We start from the raw sequence: 22,907 nt of genomic DNA, 5'->3' as shown, positions 1-22,907 counted from the left end.
CACCTTATGGCGGGCCGCGTCGGAAAAATATTCGGGCCACTCGCCGGAACGCAAGCTATTTGGCGGATTACGTCGCTTCCGGGTCCGCAACGTCGGCTTGGCCCAGACGACTTCTAAGCTTCAGGCCGGTGGTTCGAATCCACCAGGGCGCGCCATTTTGCTTGGCGCGATGCCGCCCACCAACCCATCGCGCGGGTTCGGCATCGCTCCGCTCAGCCGGGCCATTCCTTGGCCGCATGCGGCACTTTCCGTCGGCCGACCCGGGAAGCGTCGCCGCGCCGAACCGCGAGGCCAGCCCGGGGAGGCCAGGGTCGGCCTCCCGGCCTGACCCTCAGTCCGCCGTGATTCCCGCCGCGCGGATCACCTCGCGCCAGGTCGTCACCTCGTTCCGCGTCAGCTCCGCCAGCGCATCCGCCGTCCCGCCCATCGCCTGCACGCCCTGGCGGCGCAGCGCCTCGGCGGTCTCGCGATCGGCCAGCGCCGCGTTCACCAGCGCGTTCAGCCGCGTGACGATCGCCCCTGGCGTGCCGGCCGGGGCGTAGATCGCCCACCAGCCCTCCACGACGAAGTCGGCGAGCCCCGCCTCGGCCATCACCGGCACCTCCGGCAGGACGAGGCTGCGCGCGCGCCCGGTCACCGCTAGCGGGCGGAGCGTGCCGGCCTGGATATGCGGCAGGAAGCCGAGCGGGTGGTAGAACATCGCGTCCACCTGGCCGGAGATCAGGTCGGTCACCGCCCGCCCGCCGTCGCGATAGGGGACATGGGTGCTGTCGACGCCGCCGCGCAGGTTGAACATGGCCTGGGAGAGGTGGCCCGTGGTGCCGATGCCGGCCGAGGCGAAGGTCAGGTTGCGCCGCTTCCCGAGCGCCACCAGCTCCGCCACGCTGGAGACGCCCAGCCCCGGTCGCACGCCGAGCACGACCGGCGTCTGCACATAGGTGGAGATCGGCGCAAAGTCGCGCACGGGATCGTAGCCGATCTCGCGGACCAGGTTCGGATTCACGGCATGGGTGCCGATCGTGCCGAGCAGGATGTTCAGCCCATCCGGCGCGGCCCGGGCCACCGAGGCTGCGCCGACGCTGCCGCCAGCGCCGGAACGGTTGTCCACGACCACCGGCTGGCCGAGCTGCGCCGAGAGGAAGTTGCCCAGCAGCCGGCCGAGCGTGTCCGTCGTGGTGCCGGCCGGGAAGGGCACGATGAGCCGCACGGGACGGTCCGGCCAGCCGGCGGGCTGCGCCGCGGCGGCCGCCGGCAGGAGCGCCATGCCGCTCAGCAGGCTGCGACGGGTGAGGTGGTTCATGTCGTTTCCCTTGTCACGTAGCGGGCGATATCGCCCCGACCGACGCCGCGGCGCAACGGCACGCAGCAATCGGGTGGCTCCTGGGTGAAGACGGCGCCTGCATCCAGCAGGCGGCCGAGGAAGCGGTCGAGATGCCGCATGGCGCCGTTCGGCTTGTCGTGCAGCACCAGCAGCACCGGCTGCTCGGCTTCGTCGATCATCGCCCAGGCTGTCGCCGGCCAGCCCTCCGGGTCGCGGAAGTCGCCGGGCACGGCATTCCACAGCACGACCGTATGCCGATGCGCCTCCAGATGCCGCAGCGCCGCCGCGTTCAGCAGATGCGGCCCGAGTCTGCCGCCGCCGCCGTTCGGGCGGAACAGCCGCTCCGGCCCGTGCAGCGCGCCCATCAGGGCATCGGCGCCGGCGATCTCGTGCACGGAGTCCGCCGCGCCGCGGCCGCCGAGCGGGGCGCCGTGGGTCAGGGTATGGTTGCCGATGCGATGTCCCTCGGCCCGGGCGCGCTCGGCGAGGGCGAAGGCCCCCGGCGCGCGCAACTTCCCGCCGATGACGAAGAAGGTCGCGGCCAATCCGCGGCGCGCCAGCACGTCGAGCACGCCGGGCGTCGTCTCCGGCTCCGGCCCGTTGTCGAAGGTCAGGCAGATCGGTTGCATCGCGACCAAATCTGGCCGGTCGACCTCTGGCCCGCAAGCCGGGAAGGACCTGGCGCAGAAGGGGGAACGGGCCCTTCGGAGCTACTTCGCGCGCACGCGATCCATCACGGCGCGCAGCACCTCCGGCACGCCTTGGCCGGTTGCGCCCGCCGCCAGCATGACCTTCGTCCCGCAGGCCTTCTCCAGCGCCTTCACGCGCGAGGCCTTGGCCTGCGGCGTCATGGCGTCGAGCTTGTTCAGCACGACGATCTCCGGCTTCTCGTCCAGCCCGCCGCCATATTCCGCGAGCTCGTTGCGGATCATGCGATAGGCGCCGGCCGGGTCGCCCTGGCTGCCGTCCACGAGATGCAGCAGCACGCGGCAGCGCTCGACATGGCCAAGGAAGCGCGTGCCCAGGCCCGCGCCCTCGCTGGCGCCCTCGATCAGGCCGGGGATGTCGGCCAACACGAATTCCTCGGTGGCGTTCAGCCGAACCACGCCGAGCTGCGGGTGCAGCGTTGTGAAGGGGTAGTCGGCGATCTTCGGCCGGGCGGCCGAGGCGGCGGCGAGGAAGGTGGACTTCCCGGCATTGGGCAGCCCGACCAGCCCGGCATCGGCGATGAGCTTCAGCCGCAGCCAGACCCATCGCTCCTCGCCCGGCCAGCCCTTGTCGGCGCGGCGGGGGGCGCGGTTGGTGGAGCTTTTGAAGTTGGCATTGCCGAAGCCGCCGTCACCGCCTTTGGCGAGCAGGGCGCGCTTGCCCGGCGCGTCGAGATCCGCGATCAGCGCTTCCTTGTCCTCGTCGAGGATCTGCGTGCCGACCGGGACCTTCATCACCACGTCGTCCGCGCCGGCGCCGGTGCGGTCGCTGCCGGCGCCGTTGCCGCCCTTGCGGGCCTTGAAATGCTGCGCGTAGCGATAGTCGATGAGGGTGTTCAGCCCCTCCACCGCTTCCGCATAGACGTTGCCGCCGCGGCCGCCATTGCCGCCGTCGGGCCCGCCGAACTCGATGAAGCGCTCGCGCCGGAAGGCGATGACGCCGTCGCCGCCGTCACCCGACTTGATGAACACCTTGGCTTCGTCGAGGAATTTCATGATGGGCCTTCAAACGAAAACGGGGGCCCAAGCAAAACGGGGGCCTTTGGGGCCCCCGCTGCCGCACTTGCTGAGGAAGCGCAGTCTTACTCGGCGGCCATCTTGATGGGCTCGACGGAGACGTGGACGCGGTCCTCGGCCTTCCGCTCGAACTTCACGTGCCCCTCGACCAGCGAGAAGATCGTGTGGTCGCGGCCCAGGCCGACATTGCGGCCCGGCTTCATCTTCGTGCCGCGCTGCTTGACGAGGATGTTGCCGGCCAGCACGTGCTCGCCGCCGAACTTCTTCACGCCAAGCCGCTGGCCGGGGGAGTCACGCCCGTTGCGCGAGGAGCCGCCTGCCTTTTTATGTGCCATCTGAGAGTGCTCCTTACGCCGCGATGGTGGCGATGCGCAGAACGGTCTGCATCTGCTTGTGGCCACGCTTGCGGCGGCTGTTCTTGCGGCGGCGCTTCTTGAGGATCAGCACCTTGTCGCCGCGGTTCTGGTCGATCACCGTCGCGGTGACGGACGCGCCCGGCACGGTCGGCGCGCCGAGCTGCAGCCCGGCCTCGCCGCCCAGGGCCAGCACCTCATGGAAGGTGACGGTCGAGCCGGGGTCGGCCTCGAGCTTCTCGACGACGAGCACCGCATTCGGCGTCACCCGGTACTGTTTTCCGCCGGTACGGATCACTGCGAAGGTCATCACACGCGTCCTTGAGGCGGCCCGCGAGAGCGAACTGCCCGTGAAACTTGAAAGATTTCGGCCGCCTGCGGGGAGGAGGGCCCCCCAAGAACGACCTCGGGCGACACGCATGCGCCGCCCGGGAGGGGCCGTTTAGGGGGGAGGGCGGGTTTGAGTCAAGTCGTCTTGCCGCCCCCGTTGCACAAGAAGCGACCTCGGCCTATACGGCGCGCCGGCCAGGACAGGTGGCGGAGTGGTCGATCGCGCCGGTCTCGAAAACCGGAGTAGGTGCAAGCCTACCGTGGGTTCGAATCCCACCCTGTCCGCCAGTTCCCATACGAGCCGTGCTCTCCGCCTGACCGAGCGCCGCACTGAGTGGCAGGTTTCCTGGGATTTTCGGGGCAGACCTGTTGACTGGCCCGGCCTGGGGATGCCCGAATTTCGCTCTCCGGAGGCCAATTCTCTCCGGACCTCCTGACTTGGCCGTTTTCGTACGGAACTCAAAAGCCTAGGCCAAAGGCCGGTTTCAGCGCGGTCGGTACTTGCGCCGGTTCGAACCCCACTTGCCCGAATTCCGTACTTCGAGAGCGAACACTTCGGTACGGATCAGGTTGCGACTGCAATGGGAGCCAAGTTTGACTGGCTGAAACCCAGACGCGCTTGGAACCGGTCGTCCAGGGCCTCGAGGACAGCAACGAATTCACTCGAAGAACGCTCATCGGGAGTCAGCGCGACCCACAGGTTCATCTGCTCGACGAGGCGCTGCAGAATGGGCGCAAGTGATGCCAGTGGCGGCGCACGACGCGACGCCGCCAAGGCCATCTCGCCGGCCCATACGCACGTCGCCCAGGTTTCCAATAGGTCGGTCGGCAACCGGTCGTGGAACGCCTCGAGCTCCAGCCGCCGCACCGCAGGGTCACGTCCGCCGAAGAAGGTATTCAGTGTGCGCCCGATGAGCCGCGGCCACGTCTCCGCGGAGCCATTTGCCGACGTGGGTAGCACTTGAACCGTAGTCGGTTTCCGCGTCGCCTCACCGAAGCCAGCAATCGCGATCGCCGTCAGGAGGGCACGAAGCCGGAGGATGTCCTTTGAGCCGATCTCCTTCGCATCAGCCATGCGCTTGCCGAAGGCGGTCACGGCATCGCCGAAGGCCCGTGCGTCGGCCAGTCGGCGCAGAGCCGGATGCGGGGTCTTTGCGCGCGGCCCCACCGCCTGCCCGGCCTCGAGCCCAGCCTCAATTGCGGAGGCGCCGTCGGCAACCTCGTCACCGGTGTCGAGCGCCCGCAGGATCTCCCTATCATCGTCCAGGCCACTTTCAGCCTCGGCGCCGGCCAGCGCCACCCCGAGCGCACGGTTCAGAAACGCGCGCACCAGGGAGGAGGCGCTGCCCGCAAGGCTATTCCGCTCCCGCTCGCCCGGCTCGACCCGCCGCCGTCGTCCGGCCAGGAAGGCGGCGTAGTCCAGCATCTGCGCCTGCCCCGTCCCTTGATCCAAGACCCTAAGCCTTCGCGGCGCCATGGAGTCCGGCGGCGACTGGGCACCGCGGTCAGCCGCATCGAGATCGTCCAGGATCTCGAGCAGCCAGAGGCCCTCTTCCTGCGCGTCATCGAGCGCCGCTGCTGCCCTTTCGCCTCGGGAGCCCATTGGCTCGCGCGTCTCTGACCGCAGTTCACCCACGCAGGAGACCACCGCCGCCCCGGAACGCCGGCCATCCTGGAAGCGGATGCGGGCGACTCTCGGACGCGCCACACCGGTGGGGATGGAGAATGCGAGCGTCGCCGTGTCCGCCCCTGCTGCAGCTTCGAACGGCACGTCGAAAACAGCGCCGTCATCGCCCACAAGCTCGATCCGGGCCGATCCGTGCGCGACGTCGACCCCAAGCTTGGGCGAAGACGGCCACCAGCGCAGCCGATCGAAGACGGCCTCGAAGGTCCCTGGATCGCTTGCTCGCGCATCGTCAAGCGGTAGGGTCTCCCCCGGGTCGAAGGCGGGGACGTCGGCAGGATCTACAGTGTTCTCGCCATCTGCGATCAGGCCGAGGCCCAGCTCGTTCAAGACCCGGCCGGCGGGGACCTGCCGATAGAGGCATGCTTCCTCGTTAATGCCGGGGGCGTCTCCGCGCCCCAGAGCGGCCAGAGTGCAGTTCGCGCTCCCGACCAGCACGTGATCGGTGTCGCCGGTGGTCGCAACGATCAGTTTCGCGTGGACGAACCGGGAGTTGCGCTTCGGGAAACGTCGTTCATCAAAGTGCGCGAGCTCGCCCAGCCGGACCGCGCGCCCGTTCCGCAGCGCGGCTGTCGGAAAGAGACCCTGGGCGGTGTCGATCAGCGCTGCCGTTTCCGTCGCGTCGAGGCGATTTTGGAGCTGCCTGAGCGCCGCAAGCCCCTCATCCCAATAAGGCGAAATCACGATCAGTCGGTCTGCGGACCTACCGCCTACCATTCTGAGGAAACGCGCACCGACCCCCTCGGCCGCGCCGGAAGCGATGAACGCAGCCTGTGTGCCGTCCGCGAGCGTCTCGAGCCCTTCCGCCGGACGTGCTCGCAGAAGCCAGGGTGTCCGGGCCCGAGCCCATTCCAACTTATCAGCCACCGCCTGCTGCCGCTCGTCGAGGAAGCGGCTCAGAAACGCCCAACCCGACGCGACGAGGCGTTGCTCTCCGCTGTCGTCCAATCCGCACTCGACCAGACTCGCGAGCTCCAAGTTGCCGGCTAGCCCCGCCCCCGTCGCGTTCGCCGAGGCAACGATCATCCGACCGCCCTTCCGGCCCAGTTGGAGGAAGATCTTGGGGTGGAAAACGCCGCCGTTCGCCACCGCCTTCACCACCAAGTAGTGCGTGCCGGCCGAACGGGGTGGAGGCGCACCACTGTCGAGCGCCAGCCCGACCATTGCCGAATCGGCGATCAGCAGGACGTTTCGGCAGCCGGCGCCGCGTAGCCGGCTCAGTGCGATCGTCTCGAACGCCTGGAAGTCAACGCCGAAGCTGCTGATGATCGTCGTGTGGTATCCGGTGTCGCCAAGGCGCTCGTATAGCCTCATGTCGTTTCGGCGAGCTCGCGCCCGAGATTGCTCAGCCCGGAAGGACCAAGGAGGTGGATGTCTCGAAGGAACGTCAGGGCGTTGCCGAGCCTAGGATTCGTCAGCACCGGCCCGTCCTTCGCTCGCACGCGGATCTTCCCGTCGTCGGCCTCGACCAGGAAGGTATAGTCGCCTTGATGCCGCAATTTCTGCATGGCGACCCATAGGTGTCGATCGAGGACCCGGTCCCGTAAGAGCCGGATCAGTGTCTGCCCAAGGGGCTCATCCTGGTGCGCATCCAGGAATGCGAGCTCCGACGCGAGAGACCGGAAGGCCGAGGAATCGATCCCCTCACCGCCAAGCTCCGATGCCAGGAGAGCGCGGCTCGGCGAGCAGCGCCGGTGCAGCACGGCCAGCAACTCGATCGCGGCCCGCCCGCTGGCGAGCTCCGCTCGCTCCTCGCCCCTCCCTGCATCCAAGACGACCTCCGAGAGGGCGCGCTCCGACGTCCGCTCCAGGTGCGACAGTGGGTTGGCGGCCGTCGGCAGCGCCGCGACCAGCTGTCGCCAGGTGCCTGGCCATCCCGCCCCAACCGCGTCGAGCGAATCCACGGCCTCAGCGATCGCGCGAGAAGGCTGGACTCCCGTCGTATGCGTCTCGACCGTATCGAGAACCCACTTAAGCAGAGCCTCGCAGGCGATGCGGCCGAGGTCGCCAGCCTGGTAGGCCCACCAGCGCTGCCGATGCGCCTCCAGTTTGTCGCCAAGATGGATGGGCTGTCCGCTTGGCGCAGCCCCGGCGAAACACGCCCAGCGCAGGACATCCGCGCTCGCTTCTCCGTCAATCACCCCGGTGAGGTGGAGCGCAAGCTGTAGAGAGTGCCGGCGCGCGATGTCATTCGGCGTTGGATCCTCGAATGCGGCGAAGAGGAGCCGCTGGTATGCATCCCTTTCCGCGCCGTTGTGCCCGATGCCCGACGGGAGAACTGGCGTCAGCGACGTGAGATCCGGCGTGGTGACACGCCCCTCCTGGGCGAGCCCAAAAAAGACGCTGGCCAAGGGACCAATCGCCTCGGCGAAACCGTCCGCCAGAGCGTCGCCGAGGCCCGGCGTCGGTACTGGAATCTCGTGCTGATCGGCTTCTCCAAAGACGCCTGCCTCGTAGAGCTGGCTGGCGTAGGCTGCGCCGTAGGCGCCCCACGCCTGCTTGAGATAAGGCGTGCCGGCGCCCCCTGGATCGGTGTCTGCCCTGAAGTCGATTAGGCCCGCGCCGTGCTCGCCGAGACGGCGGCCGGCCCAGAGCACACCCGCCACACCACCGCTGCCCTCTCCGTCAGAGGCATTCGCCGCGACGAGGGCTAGCAGCGCCTCCGCCCGCCGAACCGTTCGCTTCCAGCTCTCTGGATTCGTGTCGCGGATCCGCTCGGCATAAGTTCGGCAGAGCCAAGCATAGAGTCCGTAATACCTGATCCGGAGGGTAACATTGCTGATGCCGGGGACGAGCCGCTGATAGAGATTGACGGATGCGGCCTGCATGCCGAGCGGATCGAGTCCACTCTTCTGCCGAAGCTCCGTCCACTCAGGAATGGCAACAAACTGGGCCGGCGTCGCTGACATCGTCAGGTCGCCTCCATCAGCGCCGAGTGCGGGTCGTCGGACAACATCGCTATGCCGCCCTCGCATAGTGCCCGCTCATCGCCTGCTGCCAGACGTGGGCGTACACGTTGCTCGCAACCAATCTCTTTTCCTCCGCGGTGAAGGGCGGAGTCGGGAGCTTGGCAAACACGTCGTCGAGGATGAACACTTCAACTTCGGCCTTCGTCTGCTCCTTCTCCCAGAACCGGTCGAGCTCGCCGAGCCGCGCCTTGATGGCTACGAGCAGCTCCCGGCTTGCTTGCTTCACCCGCTCCCGCGCGGCCTTATCGAGACCGTCCTTCTGAAGAAGATCGAATAGCGCGAGTTCATCCTCCCGAAGGCCCTCTCGCGTACCGCGCATCTGCTCCTCGTCGAGGCTGTTCACCAACTCCACGAGCCGGCGAAAGATCTCCTCGATCGCCGTGCGATCCTTCTCGCGGTTGTAGTCGGCGACGATCTCCTCGTATTTGCGCTGGTAGTCCATGCGCATGGGATTGCGCGCAAGCAGCTCCGCCAGCTTCTGCTCGACGATGTCTCGGATATCCTGGATCGCCGTTGCCTTGCGCCGGACCTTCTTGGCGAACTCGTCTCGAAGCCGCTCGAGGTCAATCTGGCTCAGATCGAAGGTCAGGCCCTCGGCCTGGTCATCCCCCACCGCCTGCGTGCGGATCGCTTCGTTGACGATCCGGTGCAACTCCTTCAGCAGCTCGGTTACGTCTGCCGTATCGCGCCGCTCGGTCAGCTTCTTGTAGATCGCCTCGATGTTGTCGTGGCGCTCGGCGAAAGCATACACGGTCGGCTCGGTGACCAGGGCCTTGAACCGGATGAAGACCTGGCGGGCGAGGATCTCGAACCGCTGCTTGGCTTCGTCGCTGGAGTAGACGGCATTCACCGCGTCAGCGAAGCCCTTGATACGAGCGAACCCCTTCGCGCCGATCAGCGTCGCAGGGTCGAAGGCAAGCCCCCTGAGATGAGCCTCGGTGGCCTCGATGGCTTCCAACAGGGCCTGAACGCGTTCTTCAATCGGGGTGACGATCTCCTCTCCGCCTGTGCCGTCGTCACCCAGGGCGTACTGCGCCAACGCCGCGCGCAGGCTGGCCAGCATGCCGTTGTAGTCGACGATCAGCCCGCAATCCTTGCCAGGATACACGCGGTTCGCGCGCGCGATCGCCTGCATGAGCGTATGGGCTTTCATCGGCTTATCGATGTAGAGCGTCGAGAGGCATTCCACGTCGAAACCGGTCAGCCACATTGCGCACACGATGGCGACGCGGAAGGGGTGCTGCGGCGTCTTGAACGCGGTCTCGACATCGACGCGCTCGCCACCGGCCGTCTCGAAGCCCTTCTTCATCAGGGCACGATGCGGGATGATGTCGAAGCCCCACTTCGCGAAGTCACCAACCTCGTTCTGCGCCTCGCTGATGATGATCTCGACGACCGTCTCGTCGAGCCAGTCGGCCTGCTTCTGCAGCGCAGTGGCCTGGGCGCGCAGGGCAGTCCGAGCCGCTTCATCGGCGGCTGCTGCGGCCTCTGCCGCCTTTGCTGCACTCGCCGCGCGAACCGCTGCTGCCTTGGCCTTCCATCGCGGCATGATCCGTTGGTGCATACGGCCGCAGGTGATCTTGTCGATGCAGACGAACAGTGCCTTGCCGGCTTCCCAACGCGCGGCGCAGTGCTCGACAAAATCGTCCGCGATCTTGTCCAGCCGTGCACAGGCGGTGATGACCTCGTAGTCCTTCCCGAGAAGCTTATCGAGCAGGGCGCCCTGGTCGGGATCGAGCTCGGCCTCCTCGATCTTGGCCGCGATGCGGTCGTTCAGGTCGAGATGGGCGACACCCAGCTTCTCACCCCGGTTCTCGTAGATGAGCTTGACGGTAGCGCCGTCTTCCTCCGACCGCTTGAAGTCGTAGCGAGAGACGTAATCCCCGAAGATGCGGCGGGTGATCTCATCCTGCCTGAACAGGGGCGTGCCGGTGAAGCCGATGAAGGCTGCGTTGGGCAAGGCGAGGCGCATGTTGCGAGCGAGCCTGCCAGCCTGCGTTCGGTGGGCCTCATCCGAGATGACGATGATGTCGTCGCGTTCGCTGTACGGCTCGCCCGGCTTCACATCCTGATTAAACTTGTGAATCAGGCTGAAGATGTAGCGGTGGTTCTCCTTCAGCAGCCGTTCCAGGTCGGTGCCCGATGCTGCGCGGGGTGTCTTGCTGTTCGCCACATCGCAGCCGACGAAGGTCTTGTAGATCTGGCTGTCGAGGTCGTTGCGGTCGGTCATGAGCAGGAAGGTGAAGTTGCCGGGCACCTTCCGGCGCACCTTCTCCGCAAAGAAGGCCATCGAATACGACTTTCCGCTGCCCTGCGTGTGCCAGAACACGCCGAGCCGGCCGAGGTCAGGGTGCGCGCGTTCGATGATCTGCACCGGGCCCTCGGGGATGAAGGAGGGCAATGCGGGAGTGCCGGCCTGCTCAGCCTCCGCCAGGCGCTGCCGATCGGCGACGGCCCGGCGTTCCAGAGGTAGTTCGATGACGCGATGCCGCAGGCGCCTCTCGGGGGGGAATTCGCGCTTCAGCGCCTCCTGGTGACGAACGGAGGCAACGGCGAGGTTGACGCCGAGCACCTGGTGATTGCGCGCCACCACCTTGCGGGTCGCACCGGCCTTGCTCTCGTCGAAGAGGATGAAATTCTCGATCAGGTCCAGCAGCCGGTCATGCGCCAGCATGCCGTTCAGCAGGACCTCGGCCTCAACACTGCCCTTCTCGTCCTCCTCGCCCCGCTTCCATTCGGCGAAGTGGTCCCAGCCGCTGGTGATCGATCCATAGCGAGCGCGGTCGCCATTGCTGACGATCAGGAAGGCGTTGTGATGGAAGGCATGGGCGACCACGTTCTCATCCATGTAGTCGCGCAGATTGCCGTCGAAGCCGGCGCGGATGTTTTTGTAAACCGCCTTCAGCTCGATGAAGACGACGGGCAGGCCATTGATGAAGCAGACAAGATCGGCGCGGCGGTTGTAGTTCGGCGTGCGCAGGCCCTGTAGCTTCAACTCACGCACCGCCAGGAAGCGGTTGCTGCCGGGCGCATTGTCGAAGTCGATGACACGGACGCGCCCATCCCGCGTATGGCCCGCGGCATCACGGTAGCGGACGGGCACGCCATTGCGGATCAGCCGCGTGAAGTCCTGGTTGTGCTGAACCATCGAACGGCTGAAGTCGTGGACGGTCAGCGCCCGCATGGCATCATCGATCGCGGCGGGCGGGAGGTCGGGGTTCAGACGCTCCAGCGCCGCCCGCAAATCACGCGTTAGGACCGCCTCCTGCGTGCTGTTGCGGCCCAGCGTGCCGGTTGGCCCGAAGGTCTCCTCGTTCCAGGCATAAACGCTGTCCCAGCCGAGGACGGTCTCCAGGTGCTTCCCGAAGGTCTCCTGCACCAGACGGTCTTCGCCGTTGATCGGCGTCATCGCCATATCATCGGGCCTCTGCGGCGAATGTCATATGTCATACTGCGATCTCACCGTTCATGAGCCGGGGGAGCAGGAGGTCTCGTGCCTGGGCAAGCTTCTCACACTGCACATTCAGTTTCGAGATCAAACGGAAATTGGCCTCAGTCGCTTCATGAAAGAGGGCAAGTAGCCGAGGCGGCGGAACCACGGCGATCGCCCGCTCAAAGTCGTCTGGCCGGACAGCCGGGTAACCAGCGCCAGTAGCATGGTTAACCAAATGCGCCACGAAGTTGTCTGTCGTTACGAACAAGTAAAGCCATGAGAATGGTACCGCGCGCGGCGAAAGAACCGTAAATCCAGTGGAGAAAACGTCGGTCTCCTCAGGGTCGAGAACAAGGGCATAGGCACGAAGGTTGGGGCGTACATTGGACCAGATGACGTCACCGTCTGACGCCTTTCGCCGTGCCCGTCCGGGGGCCTCTGCCGACGGGACATACGCCTTTTGAGCAATTCTGCCCTGGGTGACGGATCCGATGTCGATGTAGGCGATCTCGTTAGGAAGCCCTTTCGCGGCGTAGCTCTCAGCGTTGGTCACGGCGACATTACCGAGCGGTAGCCGCGCCCACCCCTCAGGGATATCATCCACAATCTTGACGTGTTCGTGGCCGGGAAAGCGGAAATCGATGAACCACTCGCGGTAGAGCATCCGCGCCGCCTCCTCCAGCAGCGCAATTCGCCGACGGTTGTTCTCCACAAGATCGTCGTAGGCGGCGAGCCTTTCGGCAATCTCGGCCTGCTCGCTCGGACCGGGCACCTTGACAGTCAGCGCGTGAACGAAATTGCGGTTGAGTGATGGCTGTGCGGCGCCGGAATTCAGCGATGAAAAGTCTTTTGTTCTAAGAAAATAATAAATAAATCGGGGATTGTTTCCAAGAAAATCGGTTACGTACAAGCAGGCATTATGAGGCCAGTAGTCAACAGGGGTGTATGTAACTTTTCCGATTGATGCGCCGCTGCGACCGATGGAAACGCCCGGTCCCTTCGCGAGGGCTTCGTTATGCCACCCATTTTGGCCCGCTGAACCAATCACTGGAACATCTCCGGGCTTCCGATTCTGGTCAGGGAGGTCATGACCACGCTGAAAGCGAACAACCTCCCCCAAAGTGCAATCTCGCCAAGTCACGCCGCCAGCTCCTCAAGATTCTTCACTATCCGCGCGACCAGCTCAGTGGCTTCCTCATTCAGCCCTGTCAGGTCAATGCGGATGGCGCGCAAAGCTTCCTCGAAGTCAAAATCTTCGTCACGCTCTTCCGGCGCGATGCCGACGTAGCGGCCTGGGGTCAGGCTCCAGTCCTTGGCAGAAATCTCAGTGCGATCGACGCACTTCACCAGCCCTTCAACATCGCGCAGCACTGCATCGGGGAAGCGCTCCTGCAACCAATCCGCCTGTTTCACAAAGTAGCGCGTCAGCCGCAGCGCCTCGACTGCCGCAGCGCGCCCCTCGTCCAATGCCTTTCGCGCGCGATTGACGTCGGCATTCGGCCACAGGGCATCCTCCCGGGCCGCAAGTTCCTTCACCGCAATATCGATCACCCGGCCCGCCAGCTTGGCCGCCAGGTCGAGCTGCTTCGTGAGGTCGCGGCAGCGTTCGGCCAAGGCGTGTAGGTCGGTGCGGGCGGTGTTCAGCCCGGCATTGTCGCGCCCCGAATCCGGCCAGGCCTTGGCCTGCGCCGCCGCCTCGGTGGCGAAGGCGTCGATGTCCGCGGCAACCATGGCCTGGGCACTGGTGAGTTCGTCCCACGGCCCTGCAAGCGGATCGTCCTTGCGCTTCGCCTTGGCAAAGGGGGCGACTATTTGCGCGAGTTTGCCAAGCGTCTGCTCGAACCCCTCAAGCGCCTTGGTCGCCGCCGCGCCCCGCTCCACCGCCTGCGCGAGGTATCCCTCTACCAGCTTGAGAAAGCGGTTCTGCTGCCCGCGATACAGCCAGACGATGGCGGCGATGTTTTTTTGCTGCTCCGGACTGAAGTCGCAGACCGAGCGCGAGACCTTGCGGAAGACAGTTCGTGCGTCGAGCATCAGCACATGCTCTCGCCGGGCCGGGTCTTTCTCCTTCATGCGGTCGAAGAACCAGAGCTGGCAGGGGACGGTGCGCGTGTAGAAGAAGTTGCTGCGGATATCGATCATCACATCCACAGCGCCGGTCTCGACCAGCTTCTGCCGCACGGTTGCCTCATCGCGCCCTGCGCTCGACGCTTGCGACGACATGACGACGCCGGCGCGGCCGGTCTCGTTCAGGTAGCTGTAGAAGTAGGACAGCCAGAGGTAGTTGGCGTTCGAGACCTTCTTGTTCTTGTTCACGCCAGGCAGGCCAAAGGGCAGGCGCTTATCGCCCTTCACCTTCTCCGCATCCACCTCATCCACGTTGAAGGGCGGGTTGGCCATGACGAAGTCGCACTTGCCGGCTAGCTCGTGCGGATCCTTGTAGTAGGTGATGGCTTCGTTGCCAGCCCTGATGGTGCCCTGCAGGCCGTGCACAGCGAGGTTGATCTGTGCGAGCTTCGCGGTGGTCTCATCTTCTCGTGGCCAAAGAAGGTGACCTTCTTCATCGTGTCCTGGCCGGCATCCTCGATGAAGTGGCTCGACTGCACGAACATACCGCCCGAGCCGCAGGCCGGATCGAAGACGATACCGTGGTCAGGTTCAATGACGTTGACGATGGTCTGCACGATGGAGGGCGGGGTGAAGAACTCGCCGCCGTCGTGCGCGCCTTGCTTCGAGAACTCGGCCAGGAAGTATTCGTAGATGCGGCCGAACACGTCGCCCGACGCCTTGCGCAGGCCTTCGGCGTCGAACATGCGCATCATCTCTTCGAGGACGCTGCCCTCGAATCGGCCGTAGTCCTTCGGCAGTTGACCTGCGAGCGGCGGAAAGGCGGCCTCGATCGCCTCCATGGCTGAGGTCAGCGCGGCGCCGAGATTGCCGTCCTTCGGCGCCTTGAGGATCACGTCGAAGCACGCGGCCTCCGGCAGATTCAAGGCGCGGCGGCGGGTGAAGTCGGCCTCGACCAGCGGGCGATCGGGCATCTTGCCCGCTGCTTTGTCGGCCTCGATCGCAGCCTTCGCTTCATAGAAGCGGTTCGTGGCATGGCGCAGGAAGATCAAGCCCATGATGGGCATGAAGTACTCGTTCGAAGCGAGGTTGGAGTTCGCCCGCAGGTTGTCAGCGATCTTCCAGAGGCCGGACTCGAACTTCTCGATGCCGTCGAAGTGGTCAGCAATCATTGTTAAATTTTCTTTCTTCAGCGCGACTGGTGGGGGGTGGCGGAGGGATCGCGGTCCATCTCCGGCCAGATCGCTTGCTGCCGTTCGGTCAGGTCGCGGCGCATCTGCTGGATCTTCTCCTGCATGTCGAAGATCGCATTCATCTGTGCGGCGATGGCGCCCTGCGCTTCGGCAGATGGCACCAGGACCGGAAGGCGTCGAAGGTCTGCCATCTGCAGTCCGGAGATCACCGAGCCGACCTTGAGGCTCTGCACCGTGACCTGGCCCATGGAGGACGAGAGGAAGCGGAACAGGATGGCCGGGTCGGTGATCGGACCGCGCCGGCGAAGCCGCAGGATGGCGAAGCTCTGGCTGGCGAGCCAGGCGGGACCATCGGGGATGTCGCGCACGAAGCCGACCTTGCCGACGCTACCCTTGATGACGATCAGCACATCGCCGGGCTCAAGCCGCGCGCGCCTGGTACGTTGGAGAAGCTCGTCGCTGGCTGGCACCGACGTCGTCGGCGTGCGTACCACGCCGGCGTCGTCGATGTCGCCGACCCCCACCTCGAGCAGAACGCCGTCGCTTCTGTCCGCGACATCTGCTTCGCGGCCTTCGCGGCCGGCGCGATCGCGGCCTACCAGCAGTGCCTGCGGACGGCTGATCTCCGCCACGTCTTCGAGCGGCACAGCTTCGGCATTTGCGAGAAGGTCCCGCATCCGGCGGGCCTCTGAATCGAGCACGTAGCGCTCGACGGAGAGATTGAAGTCGTGCCCGGCGATCTCGTCGGCAGAAGCCAGCACCGAGATATCGGTCTCAGCGTGGCGCTGCAGAATGTCGGCGAGGTCGCCGACCGTGGAAAAGCGACCGATCGTGGATTGCCGCGACTTATCCCGGTCCCGCTCTGGTCGGCCGTCGACCATGAGGACGCGCTGCTGCTGGCGCATCCACGGATGGGCTTTGGCCTTCGGGCGGAAAACAAGCATTGCGACCTGGACCAACGACGACGAGGGGAACGCATCCCTCGGCAGGCTAATGACTGCGTCCAGGCCATAGAGCCGAATGGCCTGCTCCTTGAACGCCTGATCCGCTTTGGTCGTGCGAAAGAGGAAACCAGTGGGGAGAAGGCACACAGCCGCGCGGCGGCCGCGTGCCAGGGCAAGCGCCACATACTGTCCCTCCGCCACGCCGGGCTGCGGGAGGTTGGTGCCGAGGCTTCGGTAATCCTCGCCGCGGCTTCGTATGCCAAAGGGGGGAAAGACGACCGCCGCATCGTAGCTTTCCTGTTCCGCGAACAGGTCCTGATCTACGTTTGCTGGCTCGGATAGTGGGTCGCGTTCCCGGACGATCAGCGGCAGATCATCGGTGACAGCGATGCATGCGCAGATGCCTGCGAGCCAGGCCTCCTCAACATCCAGGGTGACCTGGACGCCTCGGGTCTCGGCGAGGTGCGTAGCGACGATGGCCGTCATCCCATAGGCGCAATAGATGTGCTGCGCTTCGGTGGGGTCGATCGCCGTTGCGATGAGCTGGCAAAGCTCAAAGCTGGCAATGGTGGCGGACAGGGCCCGGTCGCCACTGGCGGCCAGGAGGGCGCGCCGAATCCAGCCGCGCATCGGCGACACCGCATCTGCCGCCTCCCCCTTCTTGACATAGGTGGCGAGCGCCAGGCGCCTAAGTCGCTCGAGATGACCTGGCGGAAGAGGTTGGGATACCGGTGCAAATGTCGCCCCCGGCGCTCGCCAGGCCTGGGGCCATGCGGCAGGCAGACGGTCCAGCATCGCTTGCCAGTCGGGGGCCGTCAGCTCCCTCTCCATGTCGAGGAAGCCCATGCCATTCGGGCCAGACACAGGCAGCAGGCGCGCCGCGACGCGCATCTGCGCCACGGTCAGAACAAGTGACGCGGGATCCTGACCACTCTCGGCTGCGGCGCGCTGCAGCTCGTGCTGGAAGGTCCGGATCAGCTCCATCTGCGCCGACGGCGAGGTGAGCTGGTGATCAGCGTGCATGGATGCGGCCGCGGTCAAAGGAGTCGACGTCGTATGCGGTGATCAGGGCGCCGTCCGCCTGCACCACGATGACGCCCCCCTTATCGAGCGCCTGCATGGCAGTGCGCTGCAGATCGCGGAGCTCATCGATGAGCTGCATGAGTCCCCGCCGCCCGAGGACGCATTTGTCCTGCGTATCCTCTCCAAATTGAAGGGTGAGGTCGACGAGCGCCTGCTTGATCCCGCGCTGGGACATTCGCCGCCCGATGTGTCGTGTCCTAGCCATGCCCAGCCCCCGTCCTGATAGAGATTATCTAGGACGGCAGGATCGAAAAATCAATCCTTCCTTTTTGTGGTTCGCGATATTTTCTTCGGCTTGCCTGCATGGGGCGCTTGTTCGTGATGCGTTTCCTCCCTTCGGCAACGATATCGACCCCGTGGCGGCTTCTCTAGGCTGTTGTTTTCCTTCGATGTTTCATCGTTGGCTCGCCCACTCCACCGGGAATGGCTCCATCAGCCCAGGCAGCGTCATCCCATCCGGCTGCCGCCCGTCCAGGATGGACTCGACGATGTCCGGCGCCAGCAGCGTCAGGCGCAGCAGGCGCGAGACATAGGACGAGTTGATATTCTCCGCCGCCGCCAGCTCGTTGATCGTGCCGTAGCGACCCACCTCCATCATCCGCCGCCACCGGAACGCCCGGGCCAGCGCCTTCACCAGCGTGGTGTCCGCCGCCAAGGGGCCCCGGTTCGTGCTGCTGGCAGGCGCGATCATCAGCTTGCGGCCACCCCGCTGCTTTCGAACCGCCAGCGGCACCCGCACGGTCAGCATCTGTCCGGCGCCCGTCACGCTGCCGCCCTCGCCGCTTCGGCCGGCGGCGCCGCCAGGTCCCGCGCCAGGCTGGCCAGCCCTTCGAGCTTCAGCCGCACGTCAGCGCCGCCCACGCCGATGTCTACCCGGTCGACCAGGAGGCGGATGATCCGCGCCTGCTCGGCGGGGAAGAGCTCCTCCCACAGTGGGTCGAGCCGCTCCAGTGCCAGCCGCGCCTCGTCCTCGGTCATATCCGACGCCGAGGCCCGTGCGGCGCGCCAGGCGCCAAGCACCACCTCCGGCTGACGCAGCAGCCCACGGACCTGGGCAATGACCGCGCCCTCAATCTCTGCGGCGGAGATGCGCGCGATGGCCGGGCCGTCTGCGGCGCTGCCCTTCAGCACTGACTGGCTGACATAGTAGCGGTACTGCTGGCCGCGGCGCCCCCGCGCGTGGGTGGGCGACATCGCGCGCCCATCGCTGCCGAAAATCAGCCCGCGCAGCAGCGAAGGCGTTTGGCAGCGGGTGCGATTGGCGCGAGTCTTCGGGCTGATCGCCAGCAGGGCGTGCGCCGCATCCCACATCGCCTGCGGCACGATGGCAGCATGCTCGCCCGGGTGCGACTTCCCCTTGTGCATGGCCTCGCCGAGATAGGTGCGATTGCTCAGCACCCGATAGATGTCGCTCTTGGTGAAAGCGCGGCCGCGTTTCGTCGTAGCGCCCTCGGCGCGAAGGGCCTGTACCAGCTTCGTGCCGGATTCCGTCTGGACGAAGCCATCGAAAATGCGCCGCACCAGGGCCGCTTCCACCTCGTTCACCAGCAGCTTGCGATCTCGCGCGTCGTAGCCGAGCGGCACGAAGCCGCCCATCCAGATCCCGCGCGCCCGTGACGCCGCCACCTTGTCGCGGATGCGCTCGCCAATGACCTCACGTTCGAACTGGGCGAAGCTGAGTAAGATGTTCAGCGTCAGCCGCCCCATGCTGGTCGTCGTGTTGAAGGACTGCGTCACGGAGACGAAGGTCACGCTGTTCGCGTCGAACACCTCGACCAGCTTGGCGAAATCCATCAGCGCGCGCGACAGCCGGTCGATCTTGTAGACCACCACCACATCGATCAGTCCGCGCTCGATGTCCGCCAGCAGACGGCGCAGCGCCGGCCGCTCCAGTGTCCCGCCGGAGACGCCGCCATCGTCGTAGCGGTCGCGGACCAGCACCCAGCCCTCCGACCGCTGGCTGGTGATGTAGGCCTCGCAGGCCTCGCGCTGCGCGTCGAGCGAATTGAACTCCATGTCGAGCCCTTCCTCGCTCGACTTCCGCGTGTACACCGCGGCCCGGATCTTCCTGACGGTGGCCGGCATGGCGGCGTCGGCGGCGGCTTTGCGCTTCATGCCGTGCCCCTCCGGTTCTTCAGGCCAAAGAACAGCCAGCCATTCCAGCGCGTGCCGGTGATGGCCCGCGCGATGGAGGAGAGCGACTGGTACGGACGACCCTGATACTCGTACCCGTCGTGCAGCACGGTGACGCTGTGCTCGACGCCCTGGTACTCGCGGATCAGCCGCGTGCCGGTGATCGGCTTGTCGTCGCCGCGGATGCGCCGAAGGACGGGATTGCCCCCGTCGAGCTGTTCTCCCAGGGCCTCGAGGCGCTGGATCGTCTCGGGCTTCAAGCCGCCATAGGCCAGTTCCTGGATGCGGTAGGCCAGGCGGCTTTCCAGGAAACGCCGGTTGTAGGGCGGCGGCTCGGCGGCGAAGAGCTCCCGCCATTGCTGCTTCAGGTCCGGCGTGCCGGTGGTCTTCAGGGCCGCCAGCCGACCGAGTACGTCGGCCGGTGGGATGGCGGGGATGGTCGGCGCCGGGGGGGTGCCGGCTTTGGCTTTGGTGGCGCGTGTCATGCGGGTCTCCGGTTGGTCCGGTTCGCATGCAGGCGCTGGGGCGCCGGGAAGTGTAGGCCACGTTCTCCCCGGTCAGCAGCCTCCCGCGCAGCTTCCGCGGCAGCGCGGCTGCGCAGCCGCAGCAGACCGGCGGCGAGGATGCTGCAGACCTCGCGGAGGTGCGGTGGGAGGTGGGGATTGGCCGCAGGGCGGAGGGGTTCACTTGCCACCTCCACCATTTACCCAGGCAGGCGGGAATCCGTCTCACCGGGTGCAGAATCGATTCGACAGGCGCACGCCTGGGTTGATAGAACGCATGGCGAACACATTGCGCGGAGTCCAGGTTGGCGAAGAATGTCAGGAACTTTGTAAATCGCGCGTTCATGCGCACAGTAGATCTCGATCTGCTCCAGGAGCTTCTGGCGCCGTATGCCGCCGAACTGAAGTTCGACTGGAATACTCTACCAGCCGACGAGGCTGAGCGGAGAGATGCGCTCTTCATCCTGTTCAAGGATGGCGGAGAAGATTTTCCGGATGCGCTCCTGGATGCTTTGCACTGCATCCTGACCCTGTCCACTCCGAATGGCGCGCGTGCCCTGCAGGAGATTGCGGACGAGAAAGGGGTTGCGCTCGTCCCGGAGAGCGAACTCGCTGCGCCGGGCGACGGCAAGCATCTGACACCGCGGCATCTCGCGCTTCGGGCCTACCTTCGCCACCCCGGCATCTTTGAGCGCGCGGTGCACCGCCAGGCTTTCTTCGCCGCCTCTCCACTGCGTCTCGTGGGGGCCCGCCGCGGCGTCGTTGTGCTGAACGAGAATGCCGCGGCCCAGGGCGCCTTCAAGGCGGCATGCTCGGTATTCTTCGCAAAACGGTACCTTGGACGGATCTGCGATATCCATTGGTACCCGGAAGCGGGCCTCATCAACGTCCTGATCGAGCACGGCATGAACGCCGTGACCACCACCGTCGAGGAGGAAGGCGAGCAGAAGGTCAGAACCATCCGCGAGATGACGCTGGACGCCATCAGCTTTGATCCAAGGACAGGGCACATCAAGGTCAATGCGCGAAGCCTTGTCGAACGCCGCGAGCTGGTGCGGCTGTTCGCCACCCACCTTCTTGCCGATCCTGACTTCTTCGCCGGACCAGGCAACGATCGGCTTTACACGCTTGCGCCCATTCGGTCTGGCGGTGCGCCGTGGAAATTCAAGAATGGTTGGGACGAGGACCTGAAGGAGGTCTTTGTAAAGCAGGTCGATGTCGACGAGGCAGAGGAGGGACATACCGGGCGCGGCGGCTCGCCGTGGTCGCTCAGCATGCGCGACACGGAGAATGCGCTGGCGCGGCTCTATGAGATGGTGCCAGACATCGATCTTGGCGTGCTGCGGATCGAGACAATCAAGCTGTTGCTCCGCTTCGAGGTCGATGGCCGGAAGCGCGATGTCCTCGTGACCATTCGCCCGAATAATGTGGCCAACTTCCGCGACCACATGTTTGAGGCACGTATCTTCCAGCATCTGCGCGAGAACGGCTTTGTCCAGTCACCTCCATCTCTCCCGGCTGTTGCTTCGGCAGCTTGACCGTCATCCGATTCGCGCCCTGCCGGAAGCCGAACTCGCGTCGTATGGAGAAGCTTTCGCGGACTTTCGGCAGGCGGGGATGCTGCACTATCGGCGGCCGGAAGACGACCTCGACCTTTGCCGTACCGGCTTCGGCGACAATGGCGAACTCATCGTCGAAGGCATCACCGCGGGTGGGCATCGCTGGCTCGACATAGACTTTAGCGCAGTCGGTGCTCAAGCGCGCCGCGCTGCAGGCTTGGCAGGCCCGCCGCTCGAACGGCTCTCCGACCGCGTCCTCCACCTCGGTCAGCCGCCTGGCGACGTCCATCGCAGGGCCTTCTACCTTGTTCGGCTTTTTACCAACGCCAATGCCCTCGACATAGCCCTGGCGTTGAAGGGGCGGAGCAGCGGGACACGGCCGGTCATCGTGACGCCTGTGGCGCGCGATCTCGCACTCGATGTCGGCCGACGGCTGGAGTTGGAAGGCATTCCCGTCGTCGCCGCGATCGGGCTGCTGGACGAGGAGGCCGCTGTGCCCGTCGCCTTGCGCCTGACCGAAGCGGGAATCCCACAGGAGCGTCCGCCTGATGCTCTCGAAATCGACGAGCACGCGGGCGCGGCACTCTTCCATCGCCAACCGCTTGACTTGGAACCGCGGCATTTCCGCGTGCTCGTCGCCTTGGGCCGCGAGGCCAGCACCGACTGCGGGATCGTGCCGGCTGACGCGCTCCTTGAGGAACTCGCCAAGAGCAAGGATCAAGACCGGCAGCCACAGCAGGAGCAGGTCGCGGTGTCGATCAGCCGCATTCGCGCGGCCCTTCGTACCGCCGCGGGTACCTCCGCGGACAGCGAAGGGCAGACGGTTCGGAATGACCGGCAGGGCGGCTACGCGCTGATGATCGAGAAGCGCCGGGTATTCGTCGACTGAGCGTTCGCTGCCCGCGCCAGCCTGGCCGATAGACTACCGATAGGAACCGATAGGCTGTCGAAAGGCCAGGACGCGCGCCGTCCACGAGGCTGTCCCCATCGCCACCCGATGGACAGGACCAGCCAATGCCCTTCACCCCCACCCGCGCCGAAACGCATGCCCTGCAGCGCAGCGCCGACCGCGTCGCCCTGCGCATCATCCGCACCTGCCGCATTCCCCGCCATGAGCAGGAAGATCTCCGTCAGGACCTGCTGACGGACCTCTTCGCCCGATTGAAGGGCTTCGACCCGGCCCGCGGCGAGCTTGGCCCGTTCGCCGCCGCCTGCTTCGACCACCGCGCCATCCGCCTCACCGAGCGCATCCTGCGCGGTCGCGCCACCATGGCGCCAATCTCGCTGGATGACCCTCAGCCCGGCGGCGAGGGCCTGACCATCGGCGACAGCGTCGCCGAGGCGGATGGCTACGGCGCCTGGCTTGGCCAGCCGACCGACGCCTTTGCGGCGGCGGAGCGCCGCATCGACCTCGACCGCGCGCTGGGCACCCTGCCGGCCGAGACCCTCCCCCTCTGCGCCGAACTGACCGAGCGCTCCCCGCACGAGCTGGCCAAGGCCAGCCCGACGTCGCGCGCCACCCTCTACCGCCATCTGCGCGAGCTGCGGCTCCGCCTGCTCGTCGCCGGTATCCCGGCGACGGCGTGAGACGGATTTGCGGGAGGCTGGGTA

Annotated in this window: 17 protein-coding genes, 1 tRNA gene and 1 pseudogene; 4 read left to right on the top strand and 15 right to left on the bottom strand. The window is 65.9% G+C overall.

The genetic code is table 11. The annotated features are described in order from the left end of the window. Positions 1–331: 331 nt before the first annotated feature. The 5 genes from EJV46_RS16025 to rplU all read right to left on the bottom strand — a co-directional run bounded on the left by EJV46_RS16025 (position 332) and on the right by rplU (position 3,708). The gene (locus tag EJV46_RS16025; RefSeq protein ID WP_131549691.1) at positions 332–1,300 is read right to left on the bottom strand and encodes a tripartite tricarboxylate transporter substrate binding protein; all 969 of its coding nucleotides are present in this window, start codon (positions 1,298–1,300) and stop codon (positions 332–334) included. Continuing rightward, complete coding sequence (locus tag EJV46_RS16020) at positions 1,297–1,950, bottom strand: polysaccharide deacetylase family protein (RefSeq protein ID WP_131549690.1); 654 nt, start codon at positions 1,948–1,950, stop codon at positions 1,297–1,299. The genes EJV46_RS16025 and EJV46_RS16020 overlap by 4 nt, the downstream gene beginning before the upstream one ends. An 81-nt stretch (positions 1,951–2,031) precedes the next feature. After that, positions 2,032–3,024, bottom strand: coding sequence for a GTPase ObgE (gene obgE, locus EJV46_RS16015; RefSeq protein ID WP_131549689.1), 993 nt, complete (start codon positions 3,022–3,024; stop codon positions 2,032–2,034). Between the two features lie 86 nt (positions 3,025–3,110). Next, the gene (gene rpmA / locus EJV46_RS16010; RefSeq protein ID WP_131549688.1) at positions 3,111–3,380 is read right to left on the bottom strand and encodes a 50S ribosomal protein L27; all 270 of its coding nucleotides are present in this window, start codon (positions 3,378–3,380) and stop codon (positions 3,111–3,113) included. Between the two features lie 13 nt (positions 3,381–3,393). Then, complete coding sequence (gene rplU / locus EJV46_RS16005; RefSeq protein ID WP_131549687.1) at positions 3,394–3,708, bottom strand: 50S ribosomal protein L21; 315 nt, start codon at positions 3,706–3,708, stop codon at positions 3,394–3,396. Between the two features lie 218 nt (positions 3,709–3,926). Between rplU and EJV46_RS16000 the strand changes: the two genes are divergently transcribed. Next, positions 3,927–4,016, top strand: a tRNA-Ser gene (locus tag EJV46_RS16000). 277 nt (positions 4,017–4,293) lie between these two features. Here the strand turns inward: EJV46_RS16000 and EJV46_RS15995 are convergent. From EJV46_RS15995 to EJV46_RS15950, 10 genes and pseudogenes are all read right to left on the bottom strand, one after another. Next, complete coding sequence (locus EJV46_RS15995; RefSeq protein WP_131549686.1) at positions 4,294–6,726, bottom strand: hypothetical protein; 2,433 nt, start codon at positions 6,724–6,726, stop codon at positions 4,294–4,296. Continuing rightward, positions 6,723–8,321 carry a hypothetical protein gene (locus EJV46_RS15990; protein WP_131549685.1) on the bottom strand — a complete coding sequence of 533 codons (1,599 nt, stop codon included), beginning with the start codon at positions 8,319–8,321 and terminating at the stop codon, positions 6,723–6,725. Before EJV46_RS15990 ends, EJV46_RS15995 begins: the two co-directional genes overlap by 4 nt. A gap of 49 nt (positions 8,322–8,370) precedes the next feature. Further along, complete coding sequence (locus EJV46_RS15985) at positions 8,371–11,790, bottom strand: type I restriction endonuclease subunit R (protein ID WP_206020839.1); 3,420 nt, start codon at positions 11,788–11,790, stop codon at positions 8,371–8,373. Positions 11,791–11,827: 37 nt separating this feature from the next. Beyond that, the gene (locus EJV46_RS15980; RefSeq protein WP_131549683.1) at positions 11,828–12,955 is read right to left on the bottom strand and encodes a restriction endonuclease subunit S; all 1,128 of its coding nucleotides are present in this window, start codon (positions 12,953–12,955) and stop codon (positions 11,828–11,830) included. Beyond that, positions 12,952–15,053: pseudogene (locus tag EJV46_RS23310) on the bottom strand (N-6 DNA methylase). The gene EJV46_RS15980 and the pseudogene EJV46_RS23310 overlap by 4 nt, the downstream one beginning before the upstream one ends. Before the next feature lie 17 nt (positions 15,054–15,070). Continuing rightward, positions 15,071–17,041 carry an N-6 DNA methylase gene (locus EJV46_RS15970; RefSeq protein ID WP_131549682.1) on the bottom strand — a complete coding sequence of 657 codons (1,971 nt, stop codon included), beginning with the start codon at positions 17,039–17,041 and terminating at the stop codon, positions 15,071–15,073. After that, positions 17,031–17,276 carry a DUF4258 domain-containing protein gene (locus EJV46_RS15965; RefSeq protein ID WP_131549681.1) on the bottom strand — a complete coding sequence of 82 codons (246 nt, stop codon included), beginning with the start codon at positions 17,274–17,276 and terminating at the stop codon, positions 17,031–17,033. The genes EJV46_RS15970 and EJV46_RS15965 overlap by 11 nt, the downstream gene beginning before the upstream one ends. Before the next feature lie 219 nt (positions 17,277–17,495). Beyond that, complete coding sequence (locus tag EJV46_RS15960; protein ID WP_131549680.1) at positions 17,496–17,867, bottom strand: hypothetical protein; 372 nt, start codon at positions 17,865–17,867, stop codon at positions 17,496–17,498. After that, a complete protein-coding gene (locus tag EJV46_RS15955; RefSeq protein WP_131549679.1) occupies positions 17,864–19,216 on the bottom strand; it encodes a recombinase family protein in 1,353 nt (450 codons plus the stop codon). The genes EJV46_RS15960 and EJV46_RS15955 overlap by 4 nt, the downstream gene beginning before the upstream one ends. After that, entirely contained in the window at positions 19,213–19,719 is a 507-nt protein-coding gene (locus EJV46_RS15950; RefSeq protein WP_131549678.1) for a DUF2924 domain-containing protein, read from the bottom strand. Before EJV46_RS15950 ends, EJV46_RS15955 begins: the two co-directional genes overlap by 4 nt. A gap of 323 nt (positions 19,720–20,042) precedes the next feature. On the opposite strand from EJV46_RS15950, the gene EJV46_RS15945 reads away from it, so the two are divergent. The 3 genes from EJV46_RS15945 (at position 20,043) to EJV46_RS15935 (ending at position 22,883) form a co-directional block, all read left to right on the top strand. Further along, positions 20,043–21,275 carry a hypothetical protein gene (locus EJV46_RS15945; protein ID WP_131549677.1) on the top strand — a complete coding sequence of 411 codons (1,233 nt, stop codon included), beginning with the start codon at positions 20,043–20,045 and terminating at the stop codon, positions 21,273–21,275. Further along, the gene (locus EJV46_RS15940; protein ID WP_165585578.1) at positions 21,229–22,185 is read left to right on the top strand and encodes a hypothetical protein; all 957 of its coding nucleotides are present in this window, start codon (positions 21,229–21,231) and stop codon (positions 22,183–22,185) included. The genes EJV46_RS15945 and EJV46_RS15940 overlap by 47 nt, the downstream gene beginning before the upstream one ends. Before the next feature lie 125 nt (positions 22,186–22,310). Continuing rightward, on the top strand, positions 22,311–22,883 hold the full coding sequence (locus EJV46_RS15935) for a hypothetical protein (protein ID WP_131549675.1): 573 nt from the start codon (positions 22,311–22,313) through the stop codon (positions 22,881–22,883). Positions 22,884–22,907 lie beyond the last annotated feature (24 nt).

The organism is Roseococcus sp. SYP-B2431, from assembly GCF_004336745.1.
GTDB lineage: Bacteria > Pseudomonadota > Alphaproteobacteria > Acetobacterales > Acetobacteraceae > Roseococcus.
The sequence above is the reverse complement of the archived record's forward strand: the minus strand, read 5'-3'. Positions and strand labels throughout refer to the sequence as shown.